The organism is Shewanella sp. GJ50-10 (genome assembly GCF_055808815.1).
In genome coordinates, this window is sequence record NZ_JBVVSS010000001.1 from 1,345,727 (window position 1) to 1,369,391 (window position 23,665).

Here is a 23,665-nt window from a genome sequence, read left to right on the forward strand (position 1 = left end):
TACTAACTCAGCCCTTTTTAACTCGTCAACCCTTTTTAAGTCGTCAACCCAAATAGTTTTACTCAATTAACTTGTTTATTGAATTTGTCACCTAAAACAAGCGACAATACTCCATTGCTATTTTAGTGTGAGCCGAGTTTGAAGCCTTCAACCATTCAATTATTTTTCTGTCCTCTGAACATTGATTTATTAGATGAACTCAGTGCATCGACTGTGCGTTCATGGCTGCCAGAAAATGAAATCAAAAAAGTGGATCGTTTTATTCAGCAACCTGCTCGAGAACAAGGGTTGATGGTACGAGGTTACTTGCGCGCAGTGTTATCTAGTTTTGCAGATATTGAGCCGCAGCAGTGGCAGTTTGAATACGGTGAAAAAGGTAAGCCTAGGCTATCAGCCGATCAGTTTTCACAGACAGGGTTGCACTTTAACCTCAGTCATAGCGGGGACTGGCTGTTAATTGGAGTCGTAAAAACCAATGGTACGGCTGAACAACAAACAGAGTTTGAGCTCGGAGTGGATGTTGAGCGTCGCCGTGAAAGCACGAATATTCATTCTATTTTGAATCATTACTTTTCGCAGCCTGAAGAAAGCGCATTACTGGCATTGCCAGAAGATAAGCATAGAGAACGATTTTTTGATTTATGGGCACTTAAAGAGTCTTATATAAAAGCCAAAGGTTTAGGGCTTGCGTTATCGCTTAAGTCGTTCGCTTTTGATTTATCTTTGCCAAGTTATAAAGAGCTGTTAGTTGGTGATGAGACAATAACAATTCAGCAGGATATCCCGTTAAGTCTGCTTGCCTCTGATAAGTCTGATGCTGATGAAGTGAGTTTTGAAACCGCGCCGCAATGGCAGTGCTATTTAGGCCAACTTAATGAATCATACCGATTTGCAGTTAGTGTTGGTGAAGCACAGTGTCGCTCACACAAAATAAAATCAGAATTTATCCTACATGCACAAAAAATCAGTTGGTCTGAACTGGTACAAACCAACTGATCGCTATAACTTTTTCAGTGGAATTATTTCAGTGGAATTATTTCAGAGGGACGATTTCAAAGTCAGGTTTAAATTGTACCAGTGTTGATGCTATTTTCGCGAAGGCTTGTTTATCGCCTTCCATATTGGCAGTACCTTTTTCTATCAAGGTTTTCATGTTGGTTTTACCCAACAAAATACCGACAACATCAGCTTTATTAATCCTAAGAGTAGCATCGGCTTTTTTCGGTGCATCAACAGTAATATTACTTAAATTACCGTTACTCAATTCAACAAATAAAGTGTCTATTTGATTACCGTTTTGAGTCACTACATTTAAAGTGATATTACCAAGTTCAGCAGCTTTGATACTGTCAACTTTAACCGCAAGGAAATCAAATAAGGTCGACATATCCATTTCGCTGATAACATCTGCTGATGCTGATTTTGGGGCGCCAGGCTTGATCCCCATTCGCAGTTCTTGAGCACCAGTTAAATAAATATTACGCCAACCCGCACCTTCGGCCTGATACCCCATTTGTTCATAGGTGTCAGCCAGTAATTCCCTAGCTTCAGCGTGTTGTGGCTCCGCCATGACCACTTTGTTAAGCGCAGTGGCGACAAAGCGATATTCGCCTTGGTTAAAGTCTTGTTTTGATTTTTGCAGCACATTGTCAGCGCCGCCCATATACTCAACAAACTTTGTGGCTTCTGCTTTGGTCGTTAATGGATTTAAATTAGCTGGGTTCATATCAAAATAACCCAAGTACATGTTGTAAACCGCTTTTGCGTTGTGGCTATATGTACCGTGATAACCATTGGTGTACCACTCATCTTTAACGTTTTGTGGAATAGTCTCTATGATAGCGTCACCGATATCCTGAATAACCACGCCTTGATTGGCTAAACGTAGCGACTGATTATGGACTAGGCCATAATTATCACGTTGCATACGCAGGTAATGGTTAATTTGTTCATTGCCCCAAACAGGCGCTGAATGTGAAGCAAATAACACGTTTACCTCTTCACCGAAGGCGTTGATCATCTCGTTAATGTCTTTAGACCATTTCAAAGAATCACGCACTTTAGCGCCCCTTAAAGTATAGACATTGTGCATACCGTCATAGGTCAATTCACCCGACCATAATGCCTTCATTGAGGGGATATAAGTGATCATCTCACTGGCCGCTTCTGTACCAGAGGCATCCATAAATACCATTTCAAGGCCATCAATGGTTAATGTCTCCCATTTACCTTTATGGTTGAGTTCGTAATCAGGTTTTACGTAGGTGATTTCACCTTTTGATAAACCTTTAGCTAGTGCAGCATCGACAATGCCATGATCATGTTTGCCAAGAGAAACACCATATTGATAGGCTGCACGGCGACTCATTACATTGCCCGCCAAGACGTTCTCGTCGACAATTTCAGAAGTGATATTGTTAGAACCGTATACTTTCACATCAGGAAAAAGCGCTTGCACGCCTCGTGCTCCACCAAAATGATCTGCATGACTATGAGAGTAAATCATAGCGACAATGGGTAAGTCGTTACCTTCAGGTAAATTGGCAAAGGCAAACTTTAATGATTGCTGCACCGCTTCTTTAGTTAGTAGCACGTCGTATGCAATCCAACCTGTTTTACCACGAATAAGGGTTAGGTTAGATAAGTCAGTACCGCGAATTTGGTAAATACCGTCGGTGACTTTATATAGTCCATTAGGCACCATATTAAGCTGTGCTTGGCGATATAAAGATGGATTAACTGAGTCGGGTAACTCTTCACTGATAAAGCTAAATTCTGCTCTTAATATTTTAGCGGTGGCTTCATCAAATGATGCGATTTTGTTTTTACTAAATCGCTCAAAAGCCGCTTTATCATCAAAATTTAAGGTTTTTGCTACTGACTTATTATGCGCTGCTGTAATAGGGGTTGCGGGCTTACCATGGTAATCAACTGTGATGTGGTCATGTTCATGTTGAGCCGCAAAAGCTTGGGTGGTAAACGTTAAGGTAATCGCTAAACCAAGTAATGTTTTTCTCATGTAAGCCTCGAGTCGTTATCTTTATAAGTATTGTTGTTAAATCTAGGTTAACAACAATACTTATAAAGATAACTATAGCTAAGAAGTGTTATTACATTTACTGTATGAATGTATTGGTTGAATATCACTTTGATAAAGCACTACTTCGATAAAGCACTATTTCGATTAAGTATTACATTGTTTGAGTATCAGTTTAAGGGAATGCACTTGAAACCATTATCAGAGCAATTGCAAAAGGAACCTCTAGCGTTAGAGGAAGGGCAACAAGCTCGACATAAATTAGATCTTAATCTTGTCAGGGTGTTCTGCTGTGTATGCGACTATCAATCCATTACGCTTGCGGCGGAGCATCTTTGTTTAACCCAATCTTCTGTGAGCAATGCCATTAATCGTTTTAAAACTCTGGTAGGTGCAGAGGTTTTTGTTAGGCAAGGAAGAGGAATTGCATTAACGTCTATAGGTCAGCATTTACATCAAACATTGAGCCCTTCATTAATTGATATAGAGCAGTGTATTAATAGCGTTAAAGTGTTTGATCCTTCAAAGTCGAAGAGAGTTTTTCATGTGAGCGCGAATGAGTCGATAATTGATTTAATAGAAGCGGACATAGAAAAAGCTGTGGCTGATAAAGGAGTTGAAATCATTTTTACTGAGGCAATTATTGAACAAGAGAACTTGTATCAAGCGTTGAAAAAACAGCAGATTGATTTGGCTTTAGACATTGTTCGGCCATCTGAGGCTGCTTTTTCGAGTCTACAAATCGCCACTGAAAAGTTGGTTTGTGTAGCAAGGGCTAACCACCCACAATTTAAGCATGGTATAGACGAAGCCTCTTATTTTGCTGCGAAACATTTATTCTATCGCTTACATCGACACAACCAGCGGGTTGCAGAAATCATTTCAACTGATCATTTACCTGAGCGACACATGTATGGCGAGAAATCTTCGCTCCTCACCATGTTATCTGGGGTGAGTAAGTCCGATGCAATTTGTATTGCGCCTTATACCTACGCCAAAAGTTACCAAGCAACCTTTCGTTTAACCTTGATGGATTTACCATTCGAAAGTCAGTTGATTTCTATTTACAGTATTTGGCCAACTCGCAATCAGCAAGACCCAGCGACAATCTGGCTTAGGGAGTTAATTGAGACGGCATTGAAAAAGGTGTATATGGCAGATGCTAGCAGCGAACTGTAAGTAGTTAGGAAGTGAGAGGCTTGTATAATGACCAGTGATTAAACTTGCCCCGTTGGATTAATCCCTAATCCCTAATCCCTAATCTCTAACCTTTAAGCGCAGCATCAAAATTGCTTAAGCTGATAACATCGCCTGATTGCATATCATCAATATGAATATTGCCAATTCTAACTCTTACAAGCCTTAATGTGGCAAACTCCACTGCGGCGGTCATTTTTCTAATCTGGCGATTCTTTCCTTCACATAAGGTAATTGACACCCAACTCGTTGGACCATGCCTTGGATCGCGAATTTTTTTACCGCGTGAGGGAAGCATTGGCTCTGCGTTTAACTTGAATGCTTTACAGGGCAGAGTGAGATATTTGGTACCATTAATGCCAATCTCAACTCCGTTTTGTAGTAGTGACACCGCCTTGTCATCGATATCGCCATCAACTTGCACATAATACTCTTTTTCGATGCCTTTACTTCTCACCTTATGGCTCATCATGCCATCTGTTGTGAGTAACAGTAGCCCCTCTGAGTCATGATCTAGGCGACCAATCGCCATGGTTTTATCTGGAAAATTATAGAGTTCTGCCAGCAGACGTTTTTTCTTACGTGTTTCTGGCACAAACTGACTCAAAAAACCAAAGGGTTTAAATATTTTAAAGTGTTGATGAGCTTGTTGAAGGTCTTGCTGACTTGAATGGACAGATTCTTGGATAGCTTCTTGGGCAGTCTCTTGGGGATGTGAGGCTGCATTTTGAGTCGCATCTTGTTCTAAATCTGTTAGACAGGCTTGGTTGGTGCTTGGCATTAACGGTGGCTCTTAATCTTAAACCTGATTGATACAGTATTATACGGATACAAAGTGATAGATGCACAGCTAATAACTTTGGCGATTTAAATAATCACTTGGTATAGAAGTTATCTGATATAAAAGTTATCTGATATAAAAGTCATCTGACAAAAAGTCACCTGATATAAAGGTCAAACTGGGATTGCCTAGATTTTAACCTCAATATTAACTTTATTGATTCATAGTGGTAACTCTTGCGGTGAGTATTTTACAAGTTCATGCGGCTACAAGGATAATAGTTGTTTTTTACACCTACGCCGCTTATTTTATCGAGCACTTATTTATCATATTTTAGCTATCGACGCGTTAAAATGACAATTGCCAGTCTGCATTGTTTTGTCGTTAACATCTGATATAAGTAAGAATCGTTATTTTATTAAGTTTATTAATCAGTGAGAGATACAATGAAATTAGATGCAATACTTTGGGATTATGACGGAACCTTAGTTAATTCAGTGCCGAAAAATATTGATATTACCAAAGCTATTTTATCTATCGTAGCACCTCATTTAACTGGTGATAATTTACCTCAGTATTTATTAACTGAAACGCTTTACCATGAAGCGAATCATGGCGCTAAAAATTGGCAGCAACTCTATGTTGATTATTATGGATTAACAGAGAAGGAAATGCTCCAAGCGGGTAGCATGTGGGCAGAGTATCAAGAGAAGAATGAAACTGAGGTGATGTTATTTGATGGTATCAAGGATGTCGTGCAGGAGTTTTCTCATTATCATCACGGCATATGTTCACAAAACTCGCAGAAAAATATTCGTCGCGTACTAAACAATAATGACATTGGCGCTCCGTTTAAGGCGATTGTTGGCTATGATGATGTGTCTAGCGGTAATCAAAAGCCACACCCTTTTGGCGGCGTTAAGTGTGTTGAATCAATATTAGGACATACAGACAGTGAGTTACTGATGTATATTGGCGATCACGAAGCAGATGCTAAGTTTGCGCGTAACTTACAGGTAGCGCTTGGAAGCAATGCAAAAGTCATTTCTGTAGCTGCAGCTTACAGTCAATCTGAGCCTGAAAGTTGGAGCGTTAAGCCTGATTATATTGCCAGAAATGTTGAAGATTTAATGTCGATTATCGGCAAATATGCTTAACAATGTAGGCTAACTCTTAATCGTTAGTGCTTATTTGTTAGTGCCGAAATTAGTGTTCAAGAATGAATAAAGCCTGCGATTGCAGGCTTTATTGTTTCTAGCTCTTACTGGACTAATATCTGCTGCGTTATATGAGCAGTTTTAATCGTTTTAGTGTTATTGCCTAGCCAAGCGGTGCGTCTCTGGAGGTTGCTCAAAGTCGCTTCTAAATGGATTAATATCCAAGCCGCCACGACGAGTATAACGGGCATAAACCGTCAGTTTAGTACAATTACAGTAACGCTTTAAGTCAGTGAAAATACGTTCAACACATTGCTCATGGAACTCGTTATGCTGACGGAAAGAAATCAAATAACGCAGTAGTTTTTCATGATCAATCTTTGGCCCTTGATAACGGATCATTACGCTTCCCCAATCAGGCTGAGATGTGATCAGACAATTTGATTTGAGTAAATTTGACGTTAGGGTTTCGACGACATTTTTATCTTCAGTACTATCTTGAAGATAATCAGGGTTGAATTGGTAGTCATCAATTTCAATATCAAGTTCATCAATGCAGTTACCTGGCAATTCAACAATGCGCTGGGTGTTAAAATGCTTTGGCTCAATCACTTTGACCGTCACATCACCATTAGCGCAATGGCTTAAGTCAGTCGTTAAGGTTTGTTGTACCTGCTCTACACTGTCAAATCGCGTTTGGTTAAAGCTGTTGAGGTAAAGTTTAAACGATTTAGATTCGATTAAATTATCACTTTCGATTGCAAGGTAAACTTCGATAATCGCGACCATTGGTTTGCCTTTGGCATTAAGCCAAGACAGTTCATAGCCTGTCCAGATATCCGCACCTTGAAAAGGCAAGGTAACAGTTAATGCAATTGCATCGCGATTAAGTTTACGAGGAACCCCTTGTAGCAGTGAAGCATCATATTCTGCTTGATATTGCGTCGTTTGACCTAAAGTCAGGCCTTTAAGTGCATCTGCATCACTATAGGGATCGTGATTGTGTGTCATCTAGTCTGTTTCCGTGTCAAAATAGACTTATATTATAACCCAAAATTGGAGCATCTTAAGTGTCTTGTTCAACTTCATTGGATCATTTTTCTAGCCGTTATATCAAAGCTTATGAGGATGTATTAGGCGAGTTACCCCGTTATTTCCCACTTGGGCAAGGATCCGCCTGTATTGAAGGTAAGTATGATCTTGAATCGGATGATGCTGTTTTTTGGCGTACAGTTAAACGTAAAACTAACTCAGACTTCAGTAATGTAGAACATGCGTTAGAGATTAAACTTCATCAAGACATTAATGCTTTTTATGGCGAGTTTTTTTCAGCGCCTTTGTATTTTGATTCTTCATGGGGAGAGGGTGAGTTACTGCAAGTTTGGAATCAGCAGGACTTTGAATCTTTACAACAAAATGTGATTGGCCATCTGATGATGAAGAAAAAGCTTAAGCAAGAGCCAACCTGGTTTGTTGGCGTTCTTGGTGATGGCGATCAAATGCTTACCGTTGATAATGAAGATGGCAGCGTGTGGATTGAAATCCCTGGTGATAGGCCAAAAGAAAAACTTGCTGACAGTTTAGCTGAATTCATTGATGCATTAGCGCCGCGAGTTATGCCGCCAGTCGAGCCCGTGGTTGAAGATAATTATGTTGCTCATCCAGGAATTTGGCAGCGGATGAAAATGATGTGGAATGATTTAGTGAAAGGTAAAAAGTAGTCCTACGTTTGAATCTAATAAAAGCCAGCCCTTGTTTATCAGGTCTGGCTTTTTAATGTTTATTCTAATGGCAATAACAAGTAAACCTATTATGAAACCACAGAACTGTTACTGATGATCCCACGAGATGTTGGATACGATTCTGCAAGGCTCACATCTAAAATGAAACATATCTAATAGTGGGTCATCTAAACGCCATTCCTTTGAGCCGCAACGCGGGCAAGCGCGTTCTTTTTCACTCGCAAGACTTTCACCGCCGACTCGGTAAAGATAATAGTAGGTTGGAATTTTAGTAATAAACTCCACTCTGCCGCGAATATCCCAACCACGTCTGAATAAGTCACTTTTATGGCTGGTTATCTCGTTTAGTGCTGCAAACTCAGCTTGTGTTGCTGCGGCCATTTGCAGTTCATCACAGGCTTGCCACTCGGTTTGCCAACGGATAACTCGCTTATGGTCGCCATTAAATGTAGCTGGGATTTGATACAGTGGGATAGGGAGTAAGTTATCGCCACTTCTTAATGGCGAGCACATATGTACGAAGCTGGTATAAAGCACCTGCCAACTTGGTGCTTCTTCATTACTTTGTTCTGAATTAATGTCTTGGCCAATGTACTTCTCACGTGGTGCAAGTAACTTAGCTTCAGTCAATTGCAGTAAAGCTTGTTTCGTCCATGGGCTGTTATGGCGGCTCGATAAGCTGGTTTTTTCCGGCATTAATAACCGCACTTTAAACTCACCTTCGTTAAAGGCGACAGCAAACTCTCTTCCCAATATTTGACCGTTTGCTCGTAAAGATTCGAGATAGTGGTTAATGGCTTTTTCGGCTGCGGTGATGGTGGTATCCGCAAAACATTCAAATCTTAGCTCTGTGACAAACATGGGGTTTCCGTTTAACTTTTGGGGTTATAAGCGCGATGCGTCAGCGTTATTAGGCAGTGGTTAATTATGGCAATGATTAATAGCGCTAACGATAGTTATTCATTTATTTACGCTTTGTTTTCAAGTTGGGCAATGCGCTCTTCCAATAACGAGATTTTGCTTTCAAACTCGGTTTTCATTTGCTGCATTTGAGTCAGTAGCTTTTGTTCTATGACCTGTGTATCTGTGTCGGCTGCAGACTTATTTGATTCAAGTGCATCACCTAAGTCAGGCAGAGTTTGCCATTGGTCTTTCGGAATGGCTTTAAATTGTTGTAACCCTTGGATAAGCAAAGGCATTGGGACTTTGCCGCCTAGCTTGCCTTTAACTAATGCCATTGTAGGCGTGTGACCATTCATAGCAATGGTTTTAGCCGCTGCGAGGACTTGTTCGATTGGGCTCATAATTGGTGAAAATCCTCATTATTGATTAGTGAAAATACTCAATTAGTTATTGTTTATTAATAAATATTAATAAAATCAAAGGTGTAAAAATTGGCACACTTTTAGCTTATTAATCTATGACAACATTATAACGTATCTCAAAAACAGTTTGAGTAGAAATTACGTGAGAATCATTTTAATAATAAGGAAGTATCATGAAATCAAAATTGGGTTTAGCATTTTTAATGGCTGCAACTAGCCTTTCATTAAGTGGTTGTGTATTTCATGTCGGTGGTAGTGAAGGTAAGCACAGTGATTCTTATTGGGAAACACAGCAACAAACTAACAGAGCCAATTTATCAAAACTCACTATGGGTATGGCGCGAGACCAAGTCACTATATTGATGGGAACTGCTGATTTTAGTGAGGCGTACGTTACTCAAGCTGACGCTGAAAGCCCGAAAAAAGAAGTTAACGTACTCTTTTATCGTACTCAGTGGAGTAAAGGCGACGGCAAGACCACTAAAGATGAATGTACCCCAGTGGTCATCAGTGACAATAAATTAGTCGGTTGGGGCGATACTGCATACCAAAAGATTTAATCTTTACTGACGTAAAAGTACGTCCAGTTGGTCGATTAACTCTGACCACTGGGCGTCTTCAGCCAAACTCTCTTCTAAAAAAGCTTTTTGAGCATGATTCCAAAAATCAGCATCGATTATTTTAGTATTGCCAGTAATAGTATGTTGCGATAGAAATTGTCTTATTGCAGATTGTGATGAATCCAGTCCAAGCTGTTCAAATAAATGAGAAAGCGTCGCAGAGGTCGTGTCCATATTGTTCACCAATTTAAAGTTGAATTTGGTTGCTAAGCCAAGTTTAAGCGTAGGTGACAGAGTTAAAATTGCAATATGTTTCAAACTTGTTAAGTTGTAACTATTAACTTGGCTTAGTAAAGAGTGTAAACATGGAACAGAACACGTTAGAAAAGCATAAAGCTGTTTATTTAACCGCAGAAGATTTACGCGTTGCAGCATCGATAATTTATAACGCCTACCATGATGACCCTTTCTTTATTGAAGCTTTAGCAACAACCAATCAAGCGAGTTATGAGCAAAAGCTGCGAGCGGCAATTCGTGAAGAATTAACTGAGCTTTGGCAACAAGAACAGCCATTGATTGGTTGGTTTGATGACGAAAGGTTGATTGGAGTCGCCTGTGTGATCACTCATCAAGTGCCATTAGGTGAAAGCCGATATTGGCACTGGCGTTTAAAAATGGTGTTGGGTACCGGTTGGAACTCGACTCAGGCGTTAATTAAAAAAGAGCATAGCATTTTAGAAAGCTTGCCGAGTAAGCAATACGGTATTTTGCAGTTTATTGCTTTATCCCCGATAGAACAGAGTAAAGGTAATGGCTCTAAGTTAATACAAGCGGTATTAAGTTGGTGTGATGAGCAGCCGGAATTAGACGGTATTGGCGTTTTTGTTAATAATGCAAAACATGCCGAATTATTTACTCGAGAAGGTTTCAATCATTTATCTGAACTGGCAATTGGCAGTGTTGATGGTGAAATTTTAATTTATCCAAGTAAATAAAGCGAGATAAGGCAATGAGTGACAACAAATATCAAGATTTCAAATCATTTTATCCTTTCTATTTATCTCAGCATCAAGATCCGACTTGTAGAAGGTTGCACTATGTCGGTAGTGCCTTAATCATTGGGTTAATCATCTTCACGCTTATTAATCAGCAATGGTGGCAATTATTGTTATTGCCCATTATTGGGTATGGTTTTGCATGGGTGGGTCACTTTGTCTTTGAAAAAAATAGGCCTGCAACTTTTGAGTACCCATTATATAGCTTACTGGCGGATTGGGTGATGTTTGCACAAATGTTAAAAAAACGACTTAACTTGGGCTCTTCGTCAAGCTAACTGTTACTTCTGCTTGTAAGACTTATCTCACAATGGTGTAGGTTTTCGTGTGTTGTGGATTGTCTTATTTCTCTTTAAAGTTAATTTAATTCATTTTAAACAGGGGTTTACGATTAAATTTCTGATAGTCTGTTTGTGAACTATTTGTTTCATCAAGTTTTTGACTCATTTCGCTCCCGCCTTTTTATTACAATGAATTCATTAAGCAATCAGTTAAATAATTTTGTGAGTTACAGGAAGTAACCACAATTTAGTTATTTAACGAGCTAATTAACTAAATGCAGTTAAAGTGAATATTATTGCTTAAAGTGGATAATGATATTTATCTTGAAATTAAGGATAAATAACACCCAATTCAGGATGAAGCTAGGACACGCTCAAGGAGTGGGCATGAGCTCAGTTAATGATTAACTGAAACAAGGACGACCCTCATCAGGATGATGAAGGATTGCAGGAAGCACATACCAGGATGGTATATCTAGGAGCAAGATTTTCAGTCAAACGGATAGACTGATTCAAAGGAATGAAAACTCAAGTATGCTCAATATGAGCAATACAAGGAAATTGAGTGCTAAAGGATAAATGGAGCAGGGAGCACATATAGTCGCATGGATGGAGCAGGGAGCACAATTTAGCAGGAAAGCTAACAAAGAGTAAAATGAGCGCAATCTTATTTATAAGGTTGCGCTTTTTTATGCACATTTCAAATCAATACTTATACGTTCAACGGCGCAATTTAGCTATGCAAATGTTAAATGTGTGAATCACCCAAAAGGCTTACCTTCTCTCTTTTCTATTGTTCGTGTGAGATATATCTCACACGCATTGTAAGATTAAGCGCTTTTAACTGAGGTGTTTTAGGCTGTTCTATTTTAAGTTGTTGTATAATATATATTTATTTTATTTACCCTTGAGGTTGTTTGTTGTTTAGGTGTTAAGTTGGTGTTTGGTGCATATTTATTTACTCACATATCGATTAAAATAAGTCACAAGGAAGCAAATAAACACAGGATGTGTTTAGCAGATGAAGTTAGTCTGCAGCTGATTAGGATTTTAGCGAGTGGCTGTAACAAAAGATAATTGCAATAGTTTGTTGTGATGGCTCGCCAAGGATAAACCTTAGTTATTGTTGTTGCTCATCAGGATGATGACTATAAACACTTTAATTAGGCAGACGATAAAGGGTCGTTAAGGATAACGACAGTGTTAAAGGATGACACTGGCATCAGTAATGATGAATGACTTTATGGTGAAATGGATTTTAAATTTGGACATCAATAAAATGGATTTGCGCTGTTATGGATAACAGTGATTGCAATGGATGCAATAGATTGAATCATGGATGTCATGGAAGAAAACCAAGGATGAATTAAAGGACACGCTTAAGGATTTGAGCAGGCTCGGTCAAAGGATAATCGAGTAAGAGGGACAGTACTTAATTGTACATGGAACATCAAGGATCGAATACGGATAGCGCACGGAGCAAGTTAGACGCATGGATGGTGCAGGGAGCACAGAAATAGCTGGATGGCTTAACAAAAGTACAAGAGACCGCGACGATTTATTATTGCCGCGGTCTTTCTTTTGGCTTAAATAAAGTTAATAAGCTTGAATTCCCCATTTATAAAATTCCCTTTAAACAAAGCCAATAAAAAACGCCATCAAGATTAATGCTCTTAATGGCGTTGAATAGTTTGCTTAACTTGGCAATTCAACTGAGTAAAGTTAACGGTTAAGTATTAGTATTCACTAGTCGAAACTCACCCCTATAAGCAGGTATTAACGACATTTACCTGAGTTGCAACTTGATGCTCCGCCACAACCACCGAACTTACCTTTTGCCATGGGTGCATCCATCCATTCAGGCTCTGGAAAAATTGGCCAGTTAATCTTCTCTATCTTTTTGCTGTGCATATTAATATGACCGCGATATTGATTCATACCGTCAGTGCTGAATTCAAACATAAATTTTGCACGCCAGCACAAGCCTGTTGAACCGCCTATGCTGGGTCTCGCTGACTCCATCGCAATAGCAAGCAACTGTACTTTTTGGTTGGCACATGACCTTTCAGCATAGCGACGACTGATTTCAGCCATCTGACGTAACTGCCAAAAAAACGCTGCAACAACCACAACGGCGACGATTAAAATAAAATCTGACATCATTGGCTAACTGCCCTAAATAACCCGCCGATGGCGGAAGAAAGTTTTTCACTACGATCAGCGCTTCTTAAATCTAGAAGCAGTGAATCTCGTAAGCTTGGAATAGCTACGATATCAGCAAAAACTTGATTAAAGAAGTTTTGTGGTTGGTTCGCTAACACTTCAAGATAAAGTTTGCGGGTTGCATCATCTTTTAATGCTGTCCAACTTCTTGCAGCAATAGTGATTAATAAGTTCTCATCAAGTTGCTGATAATTTACTAACTGCTTAATCGCTTTTTGTGTCAATTCAGGCTGAGAAGCCAATGCTCTAAGGTAGATATGCTTATGTTCAACTTCAGCGGCTGATAACTTATCGAATAAGGTTTCGGCTAAAGGCTTTGAAATCGTAACATGCTCTAGACATTGGCAAATTGCTGCTTGGACTTCTAAAGGTGCAAGTGAAATTGTTGTATTGATATGCTTATCATGATCAAACTTATCTAAGCGAACACATACATCTGCAATACCTTGTAAGCCCAGTTGTTGCCAACTGTCATTATTGGCATTACTTTCGTTTAGGTTTGAAAAGTACTGCGCAGCATATTCATATTGCGCTGATGCTTGCTGACTTAATTGCTTTTTCACTAGTGCATTAAATAAAGCGAGCTTTTCCTGGCTAGGCTTGAAGCTGAACGGATGGTTTGCATAACGTTCTTGTTCTTCATCTGATAAAGCTTTGGTCGGATCGCGGCCTAACGCTTCAAGGATCATTTTAATAAACTGACTACGTTGAGCAGGAGAGAGTAAACCTTGCTCATCTAGCGGCAGCTTTAAAAACCAAATAAATGGTGGCTGATCTTCACGCCAAAACACAATGGCAAATTGGGCATGGCCTTGAATTGGAAAAGGATAAGGAGTATTCAATGCTTCAATTTGGTTGAATAACACTGGATCAATGTTTTCAACTCTACGGCCTAAATCATAAACCTGAAATTGAGTGTTAGCGGTGTCTAGGAATTGGCTTAAGGTTTCAAGTTGTGTCATGGGAGCTTATTTATCGCGATAATCTTGCCGCTATTATAGGGTTAACTGCCGTCTGATGATATGATTAGTCGCACAAACAACAGTGATTATTCAAACCGTTTAAGCGAAAACCTGCCGTTATGCCTCATATTCAAACCGCTCAATTTTTAAATCAGTTAGAACAACAACTCAAGCAAAGTGCTTTATGGTCCGCAAATGCACCAAGCGATTCAGCTCTAGCTAGTACAGCGCCATTTGCTTGTGATTCACTGCGTTTTGAACAATGGCTGCAATTTATATTCATTCCTAAGATGAGTCAGTTGATAGCTCAAGGCTTGCCGCTGCCGACGCAAATTTCTTTAACGCCAATGGTTGAGCAAGCATGGATTAATCATAAAGACCTTGCAAAACTAACGACTTTGCTAACTCAGATAGATGACTTTTTAACACGTCAGTAAAAGGTAAATACAATGACTGAAGAGAAATATATCAGCCCATTTGCTGAAGATGAATATTTTGATATTAATGATGTTGATGCCAACAGTACTGATAGTGAGATTAATTCAACTGACGTGGAAGAAAGCGATGAAGTCGCTCCCGAGCTTGAAATTTTGTTTGAAGATGAGCATATCGTAGCAATCCATAAACCTGCCGGATTATTGGTTCATCGCTCTTATTTAGCAAGAAAGGAACGTTTTTTTGCAATGCAACTGACGCGTGATTTAGTCGGCTGTCATGTGTTTCCTGTTCACCGCTTAGATAGACCTACATCAGGTGTACTTGTTTTCGCTAAAAGCAGTGAAGTCGCGCGAGATTTATGTCAGCAATTTGAGCAGCATCAAATTGAAAAAACATACCTCGCATTAGTACGTGGCAATATGCACGAGGCCGCGAGGCTTGATTATGCGCTTAAAGTAGAACTTGATGATGTGGCGGATAAAAAATCACGTAAGGATAAGCCAGCTCAAGATGCAGTAACTGATTATGCTCCGCTGTTAAATACTGAAATTCCGTTTAGTTCAGGGCGATATCCTTCAAGTCGTTTCTGTTTAATCAAGTTATCTCCGCAAACAGGGCGTAAACATCAACTTCGTCGCCATATGGCGCATTTACGCCACCCAATTATTGGCGATACTACCCATGGTGATGGTAAACAGAATAAGTTTTTCCGATCTCATTTTGAGATTAATCGTTTGTGGTTAATAGCAAAGTCGATTCGATTTACTCATCCTGTGACCAAGCAATTAATGCATATTGAGACTGAACTAGAACAAGAGTGGCTGACTATATTTGAACAATTCGGTTGGCAGGAAGAGCTTGATAATGCCGGTTCGATAGATATTGCTTAGCTGAGTCATGCTGTAAAAGGTGTGAATTGGAACGAAGAATATAGAGATATCTATTTAGGTATCTCTTTTTTAATAGCTGTTTAAAAGTACTTAAACCGACGATACTTTTATCAGTGGCTATTATCAATGACTATTATCAATGACTTTTACCGATGGCTATTACCAACGACTATTAGCGACGGCTTTTACGAGCAATAAAATGCGGTAGAAATTAACTGGCTTTTAGCGTTGCTTTGGTATGTGCTAATAAAACTGATTTAAGTTTTTCAAACTCTTCAATTTTAGCTAGGGGTTCGCTGGTATCTTGTTGTTCACAACGAAAATAGAAATTACGTCTAATGTGGGCTGATTTATGTTGCAGTTTAAACAATCTGTGCCTGTTGGCCTGACGCATAACAGTAACCTTAACGATTGGGTAAGTTATTACTTTTGTTTGTATTTCATACTTGCAGCCTAGCATTAGAATACAGTATGGTGAAGTTATCAACCTCATAAGCAGTAGCACTGCTCAATGAATTATAGAAGTCAGTTAACTTAAAGAGAAGTATATCATGGAAAAAGTTAATTTAGTGTTCGGTACGGTATATGGTAGTGCACAATTTGTTGCCGAAACACTGAACGATAAAATTGCCGAATTAGAATATTCAGTTAACTTACTGCAACCTACAGATTTAGCAGGCTATGTACCAAGCGAAGATGAGTTACTGATCATTGTCACATCTACCACTGGGCAAGGCGACTTACCTGATGATATCGCGCAGTGGTTTACTGAACTTAAATCTGTGGCGCCATACTTACCTAAATTACATTACAGTATCATTGGTCTCGGTGATTCAAGTTACGAAACGTTTTGTGGTGCAGCTAAACAGTTTGATGAATTACTTATTGAACTTGGCGCTCAAAGCCTCATCGAAATGTTAGAGATTGATGCATGTGAAACCATGGAACCTGAAACTGAAGCGACACAATGGATACCAGCTTGGCACGCAGCGGTTCAATCTCTCGCCAGTTAAGAAGGCTTAGCCAGCAATGGTTTAAGTTTGCCCAGCGCCTTAGTCAGGCGCTGCTTATTCCTATTGCGATTTTACCAGCTGCGGGCGTCATGCTCGGCTTATCATTTAACCCCTTACCGTTTATCCCTCCTGAACTTGCTACCGTTTTTTCGGCAGTGGGTAATCTCATTTTTACCATGATGCCGTTATTATTTGCGATAGCTATCGCAATAGGCTTTTGTAAAGATCAAGGTATAGCGGCATTCGTCGCAGTGTTTGGTTTTGGGGTCTTCATTTCGAGTTTGGGGGCATTCACGGCTATTTACGACTTAAACTCGCGACCCATATGGGGACTTGAAACCATAGATACAGGGATAGCGGGCGGCATATTAGTCGGTGGTTTAACCTGTTTTGTGGTTAGATTAAGTCAGGATGTAAAATTGCCGGCCATGTTGTCATTTTTTGAGGGGCAACGAAGTGCGGCGCTGATCATCATTCCATTCGCCATTGCTTTGGCTTTTGTACTTGCTCATATTTGGCCGACGTTCGCCTATTACATTGATTCATTATCCCTTTGGGCAGTATACCAAGATCCTGCAATAGCCTTTGGGGTTTATGGCACGATTGAGCGTTTTTTAATTCCACTGGGTTTACATCATATTTGGAACGCGCCTTTTTATCTTGAAGTCGGTCAATACTTTCATGAAGGTAAAATGGTGCGAGGGGAAATAGCAAGGTACCTTGCAGGCGATCCTTTAGCAGGAAATTTAGCGGGTGGTTATTTAATTAAAATGTGGGGACTACCTGCAGCAGCTTTGGCGATTTGGCGCTGCGCTGATAAGTCAGAACAAAATCGGGTCGCAGGTATTATGTTATCCGCCGCAGCAACAAGTTGGCTTACAGGTATCACTGAGCCCATTGAATTTGCTTTTATGTTCGTAGCGCCGGTATTGTTTGTTATTCATGCAATTTTAACTGGTCTCGCTTATACGGTTTGTATTCTATTAGATGTGAATCATAGTGTGGTTTTTTCCCATGGATTAATTGATTTTAGTCTGCTGTTTGCTCAGTCAAGTAATACTAGTTGGTTTTGGTTTTTAGGACCTTTAACCGCCTTTATCTATTACCTAATTTTTAGAGTGAGCATCTTAGCGTTTAATTTAAAAACGCCTGGCCGTTTGGAGTCAGATGATGAAGGCAATAAAGAAAGCTTAAGGTCGATGATCAGTGCTTTAGGTGGGCCTGAAAATATCGTTGAGCTCAATGCTTGTTTAACTCGGTTAAGGATTGCTGTGGTAGATCCTAAGCTGGTAGATAAGCCTAGATTAATGAGACTAGGAGCAAAAGGGGTGATAAAAGTAGGCAAGGGTGTCCAAGTGGTATTCGGCACTAAAGCTGAAAGTCTCAGAAAACTGTTACAGAAGTACCTAGATACTCGTATTTAACCTTACTTAGCCTTAGTTAACTTTCCTAAAGTTACTTAACCTTCCTAATTTAAGCAAACTGCTTATTTGAATAATGTTATCCATCAATATTATAGAATCATCATCATTTGCATACTGATTTTATAAATACTTTAAAGCATTTCGTTTTAATCGACTGTAATCGTAAAAAGAATGCTATCAACAGTTACTTTCTATACGGCTGTGTTATTAATGAATTCGTAAATGCGTTTTTAATTATTGATATGAGTAGTTTATTTATGAAAAACACCCAGGTTAGTCAACAAAGTGATGCCGATTTAACATCAATACCTCGCAAAATCTTAATTACAGATTGTGAAGATGCCCAAGGGTTAATCGCTAAGATCACTGGAGTGTGTTTTGCGCATCAGCTTAATATTATTAAGAACACTGAATTTGTTGATCATCAGCAAGGCCGCTTTTTTATGCGTACCGTGCTGGAGGGTAAGATTAATGATGAGGAATTATTAGCTGATTTACGTGACGTTTTACCAGAGCAGAACCATATGAAATTGGTTGATGCAGGTAAAAAGCGGATTGTGGTACTGGTCACCAAAGAAGCGCATTGTTTAGGTGATATCCTGATGAAATCCTATTACGGTGGTTTAGATGTTGAAATTGCTGCAGTCATCGGAAACTACGATATCTTACAAAGGTTAACTGAAAAATTTGATATTCCATTTCATCATGTTTGCCATCAAGGTTTGGATAGGCAGCAACATGAACAAGCGATGCTTGAAAAAATCAAATTATACTCACCAGATTATATCGTCCTCGCTAAATTTATGCGTATTTTAACGCCAGAGTTTGTTGCTGAATTCCCTAATACTATTATCAACATCCACCATTCATTTTTACCGGCTTTTATTGGCGCTTCACCTTATCGTCAAGCGTGGGAAAGGGGAGTTAAAATTATTGGTGCGACAGCCCATTTTGTGAATAACTGTTTAGATGAAGGGCCTATTATCAAACAAGATGTGATTAATGTGGATCATAGCTTTAGCGCGGAAGAAATGGCTCACAATGGCCGTGATGTTGAAAAGAGCGTATTAAGTAAAGCTTTGCAACTGGTACTTGAGGAGCAAGTGGTGGTTTACGGTAATAAGACGGTCGTATTCTGAAGTTAACGCTGCTGTGTACTTACGATAATATCGCCCATAAAAAAGGCTCAGTACGAATACTGAGCCTTTTACTTTTCTAGAGTGAGTTAGATGAAAGAACACCTACCCATTCTCAAAAAACGTATTAATCAACGATACGTAAAAGTTCGTTAATTCCTACTTTACCGCGAGTTTTAGCATCTACTTTCTTAACGATAATTGCAGCATATAAGCTGTAAGTGCCACATTTAGAAGGTAGGTTACCTGAAACCACTACCGAGCCTGCAGGTACGCGGCCGTAATGTACTTCGCCCGTTTCACGGTCAAAAATACGTGTGCTTTGGCCAATGTATACGCCCATTGAGATTACGCTGCCTTCTTCAACAACAACGCCTTCAACAATTTCACTACGTGCGCCAATGAAACAGTTGTCTTCAATGATTGTTGGGCCAGCTTGTAATGGCTCAAGTACGCCACCGATGCCAACACCGCCAGATAAATGAACGTTCTTACCAATTTGGGCACAAGAACCTACTGTTGCCCATGTATCAACCATGGTTCCTTCGTCAACGAATGCACCTAGGTTTACGTAAGATGGCATTAATACGGTGTTCTTACCGATAAATGAACCTTTACGAACGGTTGCTGGTGGTACAACACGAATTGCTTCTTCTTTAAAGCGCTCTGCTGTGTAGTCTGAGAATTTTTGTGGCACTTTATCAAAGTACTTAGTGTCGCCGCCTTCAATCACTTCGTTATCGAAGATGCGAAAAGAAAGCAAAACAGCTTTCTTTAACCACTGATGTACATGCCATTCGCCGTCAATCTTCTCTGCTACGCGTGCTTGACCTTTATCAAGCATGCTGATGACAGTTTCGATATCTGCACGAACACTTGGCTCTACCGTGCTAGGTGTGATGTCCTGACGAGCCTCAAATGCAGCTTCTATGCGTTGGCGTAATGCCTCCATTACTTTCTCCCAATTTGTATTTATTGATGTAAAGGTTGAGTCAGCGCTTCGGAAAGCGCTTCAGATAATTGTGTTTGCTGTGCTTCGCTAAGTGCTTGGCCGAGAGCGGTTTGTAAAATAAAGAAATCCTCGGCGCGCTCACCAATGGTGGTAATTTTGGCTGATAATAATGTGATATCGCAGCGATAAAGTACATCACCTACTTTTGCTAGCAGCCCTGGGCTGTCTAAAGCAATTAGCTCCATCATACTTGTATCATGCTTCGCACCCGGTAAGAAACTCACTTGTGTGCGAACGTTAAAAGGTTTCATGATCCGTGACATTTTTCTAAACTTTGGCGGTTTAGATTTTTGTGTTGCCAATCTCTTTTCAAGCGATTTTTTAATCGACTGAATACGTGAAAGTTGGCTGATTGGTTCACCATCTTGCTCTAAAATAACGAAAGTATCTAATGCGTAATCATCGTTTGATGTCATGATGTTAGCATCATGAACATTTATGTTTTTGTTATCTAACACTGTCATAACAGTGGCGAATAATTTGGGCTTGTCTTTAGCGTAAACAAATAACTCACTGCCACCACGGGTTGTGTGTTTTGAGATAAGCACTAATGGTTTTTGTTTATCATGTTTAAGCAGTGCTTCAGTGTGCCAAGAAACTTGATTCGGTTGATGACGTAAGAAATAGTCATCTTTGAAGCGACTCCAAAGTTCATTAATGGCTTTCTGTTTAACACCACGTCTTAATAGCTCTTTTTGCGCTTTTTGTTGGACTTCCAAAACTCTATCTGCAACGTCAATGGGTTTTTCTTTACCGCGGGATAATACCCGTTGGGTGGCAAAGTATAAGTCCCTTAACAGCGAGCCTTTCCAATTATTCCAAGCTTTGTGGTTGGTGGCACAAATATCAGCCACGGTAAGACAATATAAATAGCTTAAATGCACCGCATCCTGCACTTGATCTGCAAATTTGGCTACTACTTCAGGATCTGAAATATCACGGCGCTGAGCGGTAACCGACATGACCAGATGATTTTCCACTAACCATGCCACAAGTCGCCCGTCATGATCGCTTAAGCCATGCAGCTTACAAAAATCTAATGCATCGGTAGCGCCTAATTTACTGTGGTCGCCACCTCGTCCTTTGGCAATATCATGGAAGATAGCCCCAAGTACTAATAAGCCTTTTTTAGGCAATTGGTTAATTAGTATAGCGCCTAGTGGAAACTCATCTTTCTGATCTGGTTGTGCAAACCGGTCAATATTGAGCAGTAACCTGTGGGTGTGCTCATCGACTGTATAAGCATGGAATAAATCAAACTGCATTTGACCTTCAATTTTCCGCCATGCAGGCAAATATGAAGATAAAATGCCATGCTTGTGCATTAGCGATAATGCCGCAATACCACGAGGGTGCTTTAAAATTGCCATTAAATATTTACGGCATTCAGGGTTATCTTGTAGTGGTGCTTTTAACCTGCGCCTTGCTTGTCTAAGTAAACGCAAAGTTGGCGCGTATATACGCCTAACATTAGAGTTCTTGGCAACTAGAAAGAATAAATTAATGATTTGTTCAGGTTGTTGCTCAAATAATTGGTCATCTAATACTTCAATATATCGACCACGGCGTTGGTAATGTTCACTAATTGGATAAATAGTCAGTGATGAAGACATGCTTAAAGTTGCACGCTTAAATAGCTGAAGCAGCATTTCATTAAGCTCCATCACACGTCTTACTGTGCGATAGTAACGTTTCATCATTTGTTCAACAGCGAGTTGGGTTTCGTCTTCATAACCCATCATGCTGGCGACTTGTCTTTGTAAATCAAACAATAAACGGTTTTCGTTTCGCCCAGCTATCATGTGTAAGCTAAAGCGTAGTTGCCATAAAAAGTCTTGGCACTCTAATAGCTCTTTTAGCTCCACTGGCTCTAAAAAGTCATGGTCGACGAGTTCTGCTAGGGTTGCAGCATCAAAATGTCGCATGGCAACCCACGCTACAGTTTGAATATCACGTAGGCCACCAGGGCATGACTTTAAGTTTGGCTCTAAGTCGAAAGCATTAGCTTTAAGGTGACGCTGGTGTTGCTCTTCTATTTTTCCGAGAAAAAAGTATTCGATGGCCAAAAGCCTTCTTGTCTAATGGCATCATAAAGCTCATCAAATAATGACTCTTGACCAATAAGCAGTCTTGCTTCGAGCAGGTTAGTCGCAGTGGTGATATCTTGCTGACCTTGAACTAAGGTTTCTTCGATAGTGCGAACACTATGACCAAGTTCTAGGCCTGAATCCCATAAGTAAGTGATAAATTTACTAATGGCATCTTTAGCTTGTTGGCTGACAATGTCTGATTGAGATAGTAATAGAAGGTCAATATCTGAATGTGGGTGAAGTTCGCCGCGGCCATATCCACCCACGGCAATCAAGCTTATTTGAAAATTGTTTAATTCAAATTTACGCCAACTTTCAAGTAAAAGGTCATCAACAAACTGGCAGCGCTGCTGAACAAGTTCGGTTATTGGTTGTTTAGCAGTAAATTGCTCCAATAAACGCTGGTTAAATTCAATAAGCGTGTTTTTAGCTACCAGCGCAGTGTTCATTGACGTCCTTTATTTACGTTAAAATTTATACAGTTCTAGGGAAGTCTTCTTCGCCACGTAATGTGAGTACTTCTACACCTGTTTCAGTAACCAATAGTGTGTGTTCCCACTGAGCTGATTTTTTACCATCTGAAGTGGTAACTGTCCAGTTATCTTCTTTATCTAAAACGGTGGTGTAACGTCCAGCATTAATCATTGGCTCAATAGTGAAACACATGCCCGCTTTTAATACTGTGTTGTCATTGTTTTTATAATGAACAACTTGAGGTTCTTCGTGGAAACCTTCACCAATACCGTGACCACAATAGTCTTGCACGATTGAATACTTATCTAACCCAGATTTACTGGCTTTAATGAACTTTTCAATAGCAGTACCGATTTCACCCAATTTAACACCTGGACGAACTTTCTTAATCGCAAGGTATAAACTTTCTTGAGCAATTCGCGCAAGTCTTCTGTCTTTTGGACTCACATCACCAATTAAAAACATCTTTGATGTGTCACCATGGAAACCATCTTTAATGACTGTGATATCGATATTTAAAATATCGCCGTCTTTTAATTGGTAACCACTTGGAATGCCGTGACAAACGACTTCATTAACTGAAGTACAAATAGATTTAGGAAAGCCATGGTAGTTAAGTGGCGCAGAAATAGCGTCATGCTCTTCGGTGAATTTTGCACAAATGTCATTTAACTCATCTGTGGTAACACCAACTTTTACATGGGGGGCAATCATTTCTAGTACTTCAGCAGCTAATTTGCCTGCTGCACGCATTTTTTCGATTTGTTCTGCTGTCTTGATGACTATGCTCATGAATATTCTCTTACCGTTATATCAGTCAAAAAAGGCGCAAATAAATTTGGCAAAATTTGTGCTTTTTACCTAGTTA

Annotated in this window: 23 protein-coding genes and 1 pseudogene; 12 read left to right on the forward strand and 12 right to left on the reverse strand. The window is 39.7% G+C overall.

Going from position 1 to position 23,665, the window contains the following annotated elements; all coding sequences use genetic code 11:
• The first annotated feature begins 138 nt into the window (after positions 1 to 138).
• Entirely contained in the window at positions 139 to 996 is an 858-nt protein-coding gene (locus tag AC0L4E_RS05615; RefSeq protein WP_473678357.1) for a 4'-phosphopantetheinyl transferase family protein, read from the forward strand.
• A 37-nt stretch (positions 997 to 1,033) separates the two neighbouring features.
• On the opposite strand, the gene AC0L4E_RS05620 is transcribed toward AC0L4E_RS05615, so the two are convergent.
• Positions 1,034 to 3,019, reverse strand: coding sequence for an alkyl/aryl-sulfatase (locus tag AC0L4E_RS05620; RefSeq protein ID WP_473678358.1), 1,986 nt, complete (start codon positions 3,017 to 3,019; stop codon positions 1,034 to 1,036).
• 207 nt (positions 3,020 to 3,226) lie between these two features.
• Here AC0L4E_RS05620 and AC0L4E_RS05625 point away from each other — a divergent pair, with 207 nt between their 5' ends.
• Complete coding sequence (locus tag AC0L4E_RS05625) at positions 3,227 to 4,216, forward strand: LysR family transcriptional regulator (RefSeq protein ID WP_473678359.1); 990 nt, start codon at positions 3,227 to 3,229, stop codon at positions 4,214 to 4,216.
• 85 nt (positions 4,217 to 4,301) lie between these two features.
• Here AC0L4E_RS05625 and AC0L4E_RS05630 read toward each other — a convergent pair whose 3' ends face one another.
• Positions 4,302 to 5,015: a pseudouridine synthase gene (locus AC0L4E_RS05630; protein WP_473678360.1), complete on the reverse strand. Its 714-nt coding sequence runs from the start codon at positions 5,013 to 5,015 to the stop codon at positions 4,302 to 4,304.
• A gap of 446 nt (positions 5,016 to 5,461) precedes the next feature.
• Here AC0L4E_RS05630 and AC0L4E_RS05635 point away from each other — a divergent pair, with 446 nt between their 5' ends.
• Positions 5,462 to 6,172 (forward strand): HAD family hydrolase, encoded by a 711-nt coding sequence (locus tag AC0L4E_RS05635; RefSeq protein WP_473678361.1) that lies wholly within the window; start codon positions 5,462 to 5,464, stop codon positions 6,170 to 6,172.
• A gap of 156 nt (positions 6,173 to 6,328) precedes the next feature.
• Here the strand turns inward: AC0L4E_RS05635 and queF are convergent, their stop codons facing one another.
• On the reverse strand, positions 6,329 to 7,183 hold the full coding sequence (gene queF, locus AC0L4E_RS05640; RefSeq protein ID WP_473678362.1) for an NADPH-dependent 7-cyano-7-deazaguanine reductase QueF: 855 nt from the start codon (positions 7,181 to 7,183) through the stop codon (positions 6,329 to 6,331).
• Between the two features lie 59 nt (positions 7,184 to 7,242).
• Between queF and syd the strand changes: the two genes are divergently transcribed.
• Complete coding sequence (gene syd / locus AC0L4E_RS05645; RefSeq protein ID WP_473678363.1) at positions 7,243 to 7,893, forward strand: SecY-interacting protein; 651 nt, start codon at positions 7,243 to 7,245, stop codon at positions 7,891 to 7,893.
• 108 nt (positions 7,894 to 8,001) lie between these two features.
• On the opposite strand, the gene AC0L4E_RS05650 is transcribed toward syd, so the two are convergent.
• Positions 8,002 to 8,775: a Zn-ribbon-containing protein gene (locus AC0L4E_RS05650; protein WP_473678364.1), complete on the reverse strand. Its 774-nt coding sequence runs from the start codon at positions 8,773 to 8,775 to the stop codon at positions 8,002 to 8,004.
• A gap of 107 nt (positions 8,776 to 8,882) precedes the next feature.
• Positions 8,883 to 9,218: a hypothetical protein gene (locus AC0L4E_RS05655; protein ID WP_473678365.1), complete on the reverse strand. Its 336-nt coding sequence runs from the start codon at positions 9,216 to 9,218 to the stop codon at positions 8,883 to 8,885.
• 194 nt (positions 9,219 to 9,412) lie between these two features.
• On the opposite strand from AC0L4E_RS05655, the gene AC0L4E_RS05660 reads away from it, so the two are divergent.
• Positions 9,413 to 9,799: a DUF3192 domain-containing protein gene (locus tag AC0L4E_RS05660; RefSeq protein WP_473678366.1), complete on the forward strand. Its 387-nt coding sequence runs from the start codon at positions 9,413 to 9,415 to the stop codon at positions 9,797 to 9,799.
• Between the two features lie 3 nt (positions 9,800 to 9,802).
• Here AC0L4E_RS05660 and AC0L4E_RS05665 read toward each other — a convergent pair whose 3' ends face one another.
• The gene (locus AC0L4E_RS05665; protein WP_473678367.1) at positions 9,803 to 10,033 is read right to left on the reverse strand and encodes a DUF2789 domain-containing protein; all 231 of its coding nucleotides are present in this window, start codon (positions 10,031 to 10,033) and stop codon (positions 9,803 to 9,805) included.
• A gap of 131 nt (positions 10,034 to 10,164) precedes the next feature.
• On the opposite strand from AC0L4E_RS05665, the gene AC0L4E_RS05670 reads away from it, so the two are divergent.
• A complete protein-coding gene (locus AC0L4E_RS05670; RefSeq protein ID WP_220753841.1) occupies positions 10,165 to 10,794 on the forward strand; it encodes a GNAT family N-acetyltransferase in 630 nt (209 codons plus the stop codon).
• Between the two features lie 14 nt (positions 10,795 to 10,808).
• The gene (locus tag AC0L4E_RS05675; RefSeq protein ID WP_473678368.1) at positions 10,809 to 11,132 is read left to right on the forward strand and encodes an Mpo1-like protein; all 324 of its coding nucleotides are present in this window, start codon (positions 10,809 to 10,811) and stop codon (positions 11,130 to 11,132) included.
• 1,779 nt (positions 11,133 to 12,911) lie between these two features.
• Here the strand turns inward: AC0L4E_RS05675 and AC0L4E_RS05680 are convergent.
• Positions 12,912 to 13,298, reverse strand: coding sequence for a DUF3301 domain-containing protein (locus AC0L4E_RS05680; RefSeq protein ID WP_473678369.1), 387 nt, complete (start codon positions 13,296 to 13,298; stop codon positions 12,912 to 12,914).
• Positions 13,295 to 14,320, reverse strand: a complete 1,026-nt coding sequence (locus tag AC0L4E_RS05685) for a DUF3549 family protein (RefSeq protein ID WP_473678370.1) — start codon at positions 14,318 to 14,320, stop codon at positions 13,295 to 13,297. The genes AC0L4E_RS05680 and AC0L4E_RS05685 overlap by 4 nt, the downstream gene beginning before the upstream one ends.
• Positions 14,321 to 14,439: 119 nt before the next feature.
• Between AC0L4E_RS05685 and AC0L4E_RS05690 the strand changes: the two genes are divergently transcribed.
• Both AC0L4E_RS05690 and truC read left to right on the forward strand, forming a co-directional pair.
• The gene (locus AC0L4E_RS05690; protein ID WP_473678371.1) at positions 14,440 to 14,757 is read left to right on the forward strand and encodes a YqcC family protein; all 318 of its coding nucleotides are present in this window, start codon (positions 14,440 to 14,442) and stop codon (positions 14,755 to 14,757) included.
• A gap of 12 nt (positions 14,758 to 14,769) precedes the next feature.
• The gene (gene truC / locus AC0L4E_RS05695) at positions 14,770 to 15,648 is read left to right on the forward strand and encodes a tRNA pseudouridine(65) synthase TruC (RefSeq protein ID WP_473678372.1); all 879 of its coding nucleotides are present in this window, start codon (positions 14,770 to 14,772) and stop codon (positions 15,646 to 15,648) included.
• A 211-nt stretch (positions 15,649 to 15,859) separates the two neighbouring features.
• On the opposite strand, the gene AC0L4E_RS05700 is transcribed toward truC, so the two are convergent.
• Positions 15,860 to 16,042, reverse strand: a complete 183-nt coding sequence (locus AC0L4E_RS05700; RefSeq protein WP_473678373.1) for a hypothetical protein — start codon at positions 16,040 to 16,042, stop codon at positions 15,860 to 15,862.
• A gap of 157 nt (positions 16,043 to 16,199) precedes the next feature.
• Here AC0L4E_RS05700 and AC0L4E_RS05705 point away from each other — a divergent pair, with 157 nt between their 5' ends.
• The 3 genes from AC0L4E_RS05705 to purU all read left to right on the forward strand — a co-directional run bounded on the left by AC0L4E_RS05705 (position 16,200) and on the right by purU (position 19,224).
• Complete coding sequence (locus AC0L4E_RS05705; RefSeq protein ID WP_473678374.1) at positions 16,200 to 16,661, forward strand: flavodoxin; 462 nt, start codon at positions 16,200 to 16,202, stop codon at positions 16,659 to 16,661.
• On the forward strand, positions 16,616 to 18,085 hold the full coding sequence (locus AC0L4E_RS05710) for a PTS transporter subunit EIIC (RefSeq protein ID WP_473678375.1): 1,470 nt from the start codon (positions 16,616 to 16,618) through the stop codon (positions 18,083 to 18,085). The genes AC0L4E_RS05705 and AC0L4E_RS05710 overlap by 46 nt, the downstream gene beginning before the upstream one ends.
• 257 nt (positions 18,086 to 18,342) lie before the next feature.
• Positions 18,343 to 19,224 (forward strand): formyltetrahydrofolate deformylase, encoded by an 882-nt coding sequence (gene purU, locus AC0L4E_RS05715; RefSeq protein WP_473678376.1) that lies wholly within the window; start codon positions 18,343 to 18,345, stop codon positions 19,222 to 19,224.
• 124 nt (positions 19,225 to 19,348) lie between these two features.
• On the opposite strand, the gene dapD is transcribed toward purU, so the two are convergent.
• From dapD to map, 3 genes and pseudogenes are all read right to left on the reverse strand, one after another.
• The gene (dapD, locus tag AC0L4E_RS05720) at positions 19,349 to 20,173 is read right to left on the reverse strand and encodes a 2,3,4,5-tetrahydropyridine-2,6-dicarboxylate N-succinyltransferase (protein WP_473678377.1); all 825 of its coding nucleotides are present in this window, start codon (positions 20,171 to 20,173) and stop codon (positions 19,349 to 19,351) included.
• 20 nt (positions 20,174 to 20,193) lie between these two features.
• Positions 20,194 to 22,772: pseudogene (glnD, locus tag AC0L4E_RS05725) on the reverse strand (bifunctional uridylyltransferase/uridylyl-removing protein GlnD).
• A 25-nt stretch (positions 22,773 to 22,797) separates the two neighbouring features.
• Complete coding sequence (map, locus tag AC0L4E_RS05730) at positions 22,798 to 23,589, reverse strand: type I methionyl aminopeptidase (RefSeq protein ID WP_473678378.1); 792 nt, start codon at positions 23,587 to 23,589, stop codon at positions 22,798 to 22,800.
• Between the last annotated feature and the right edge of the window lie 76 nt (positions 23,590 to 23,665).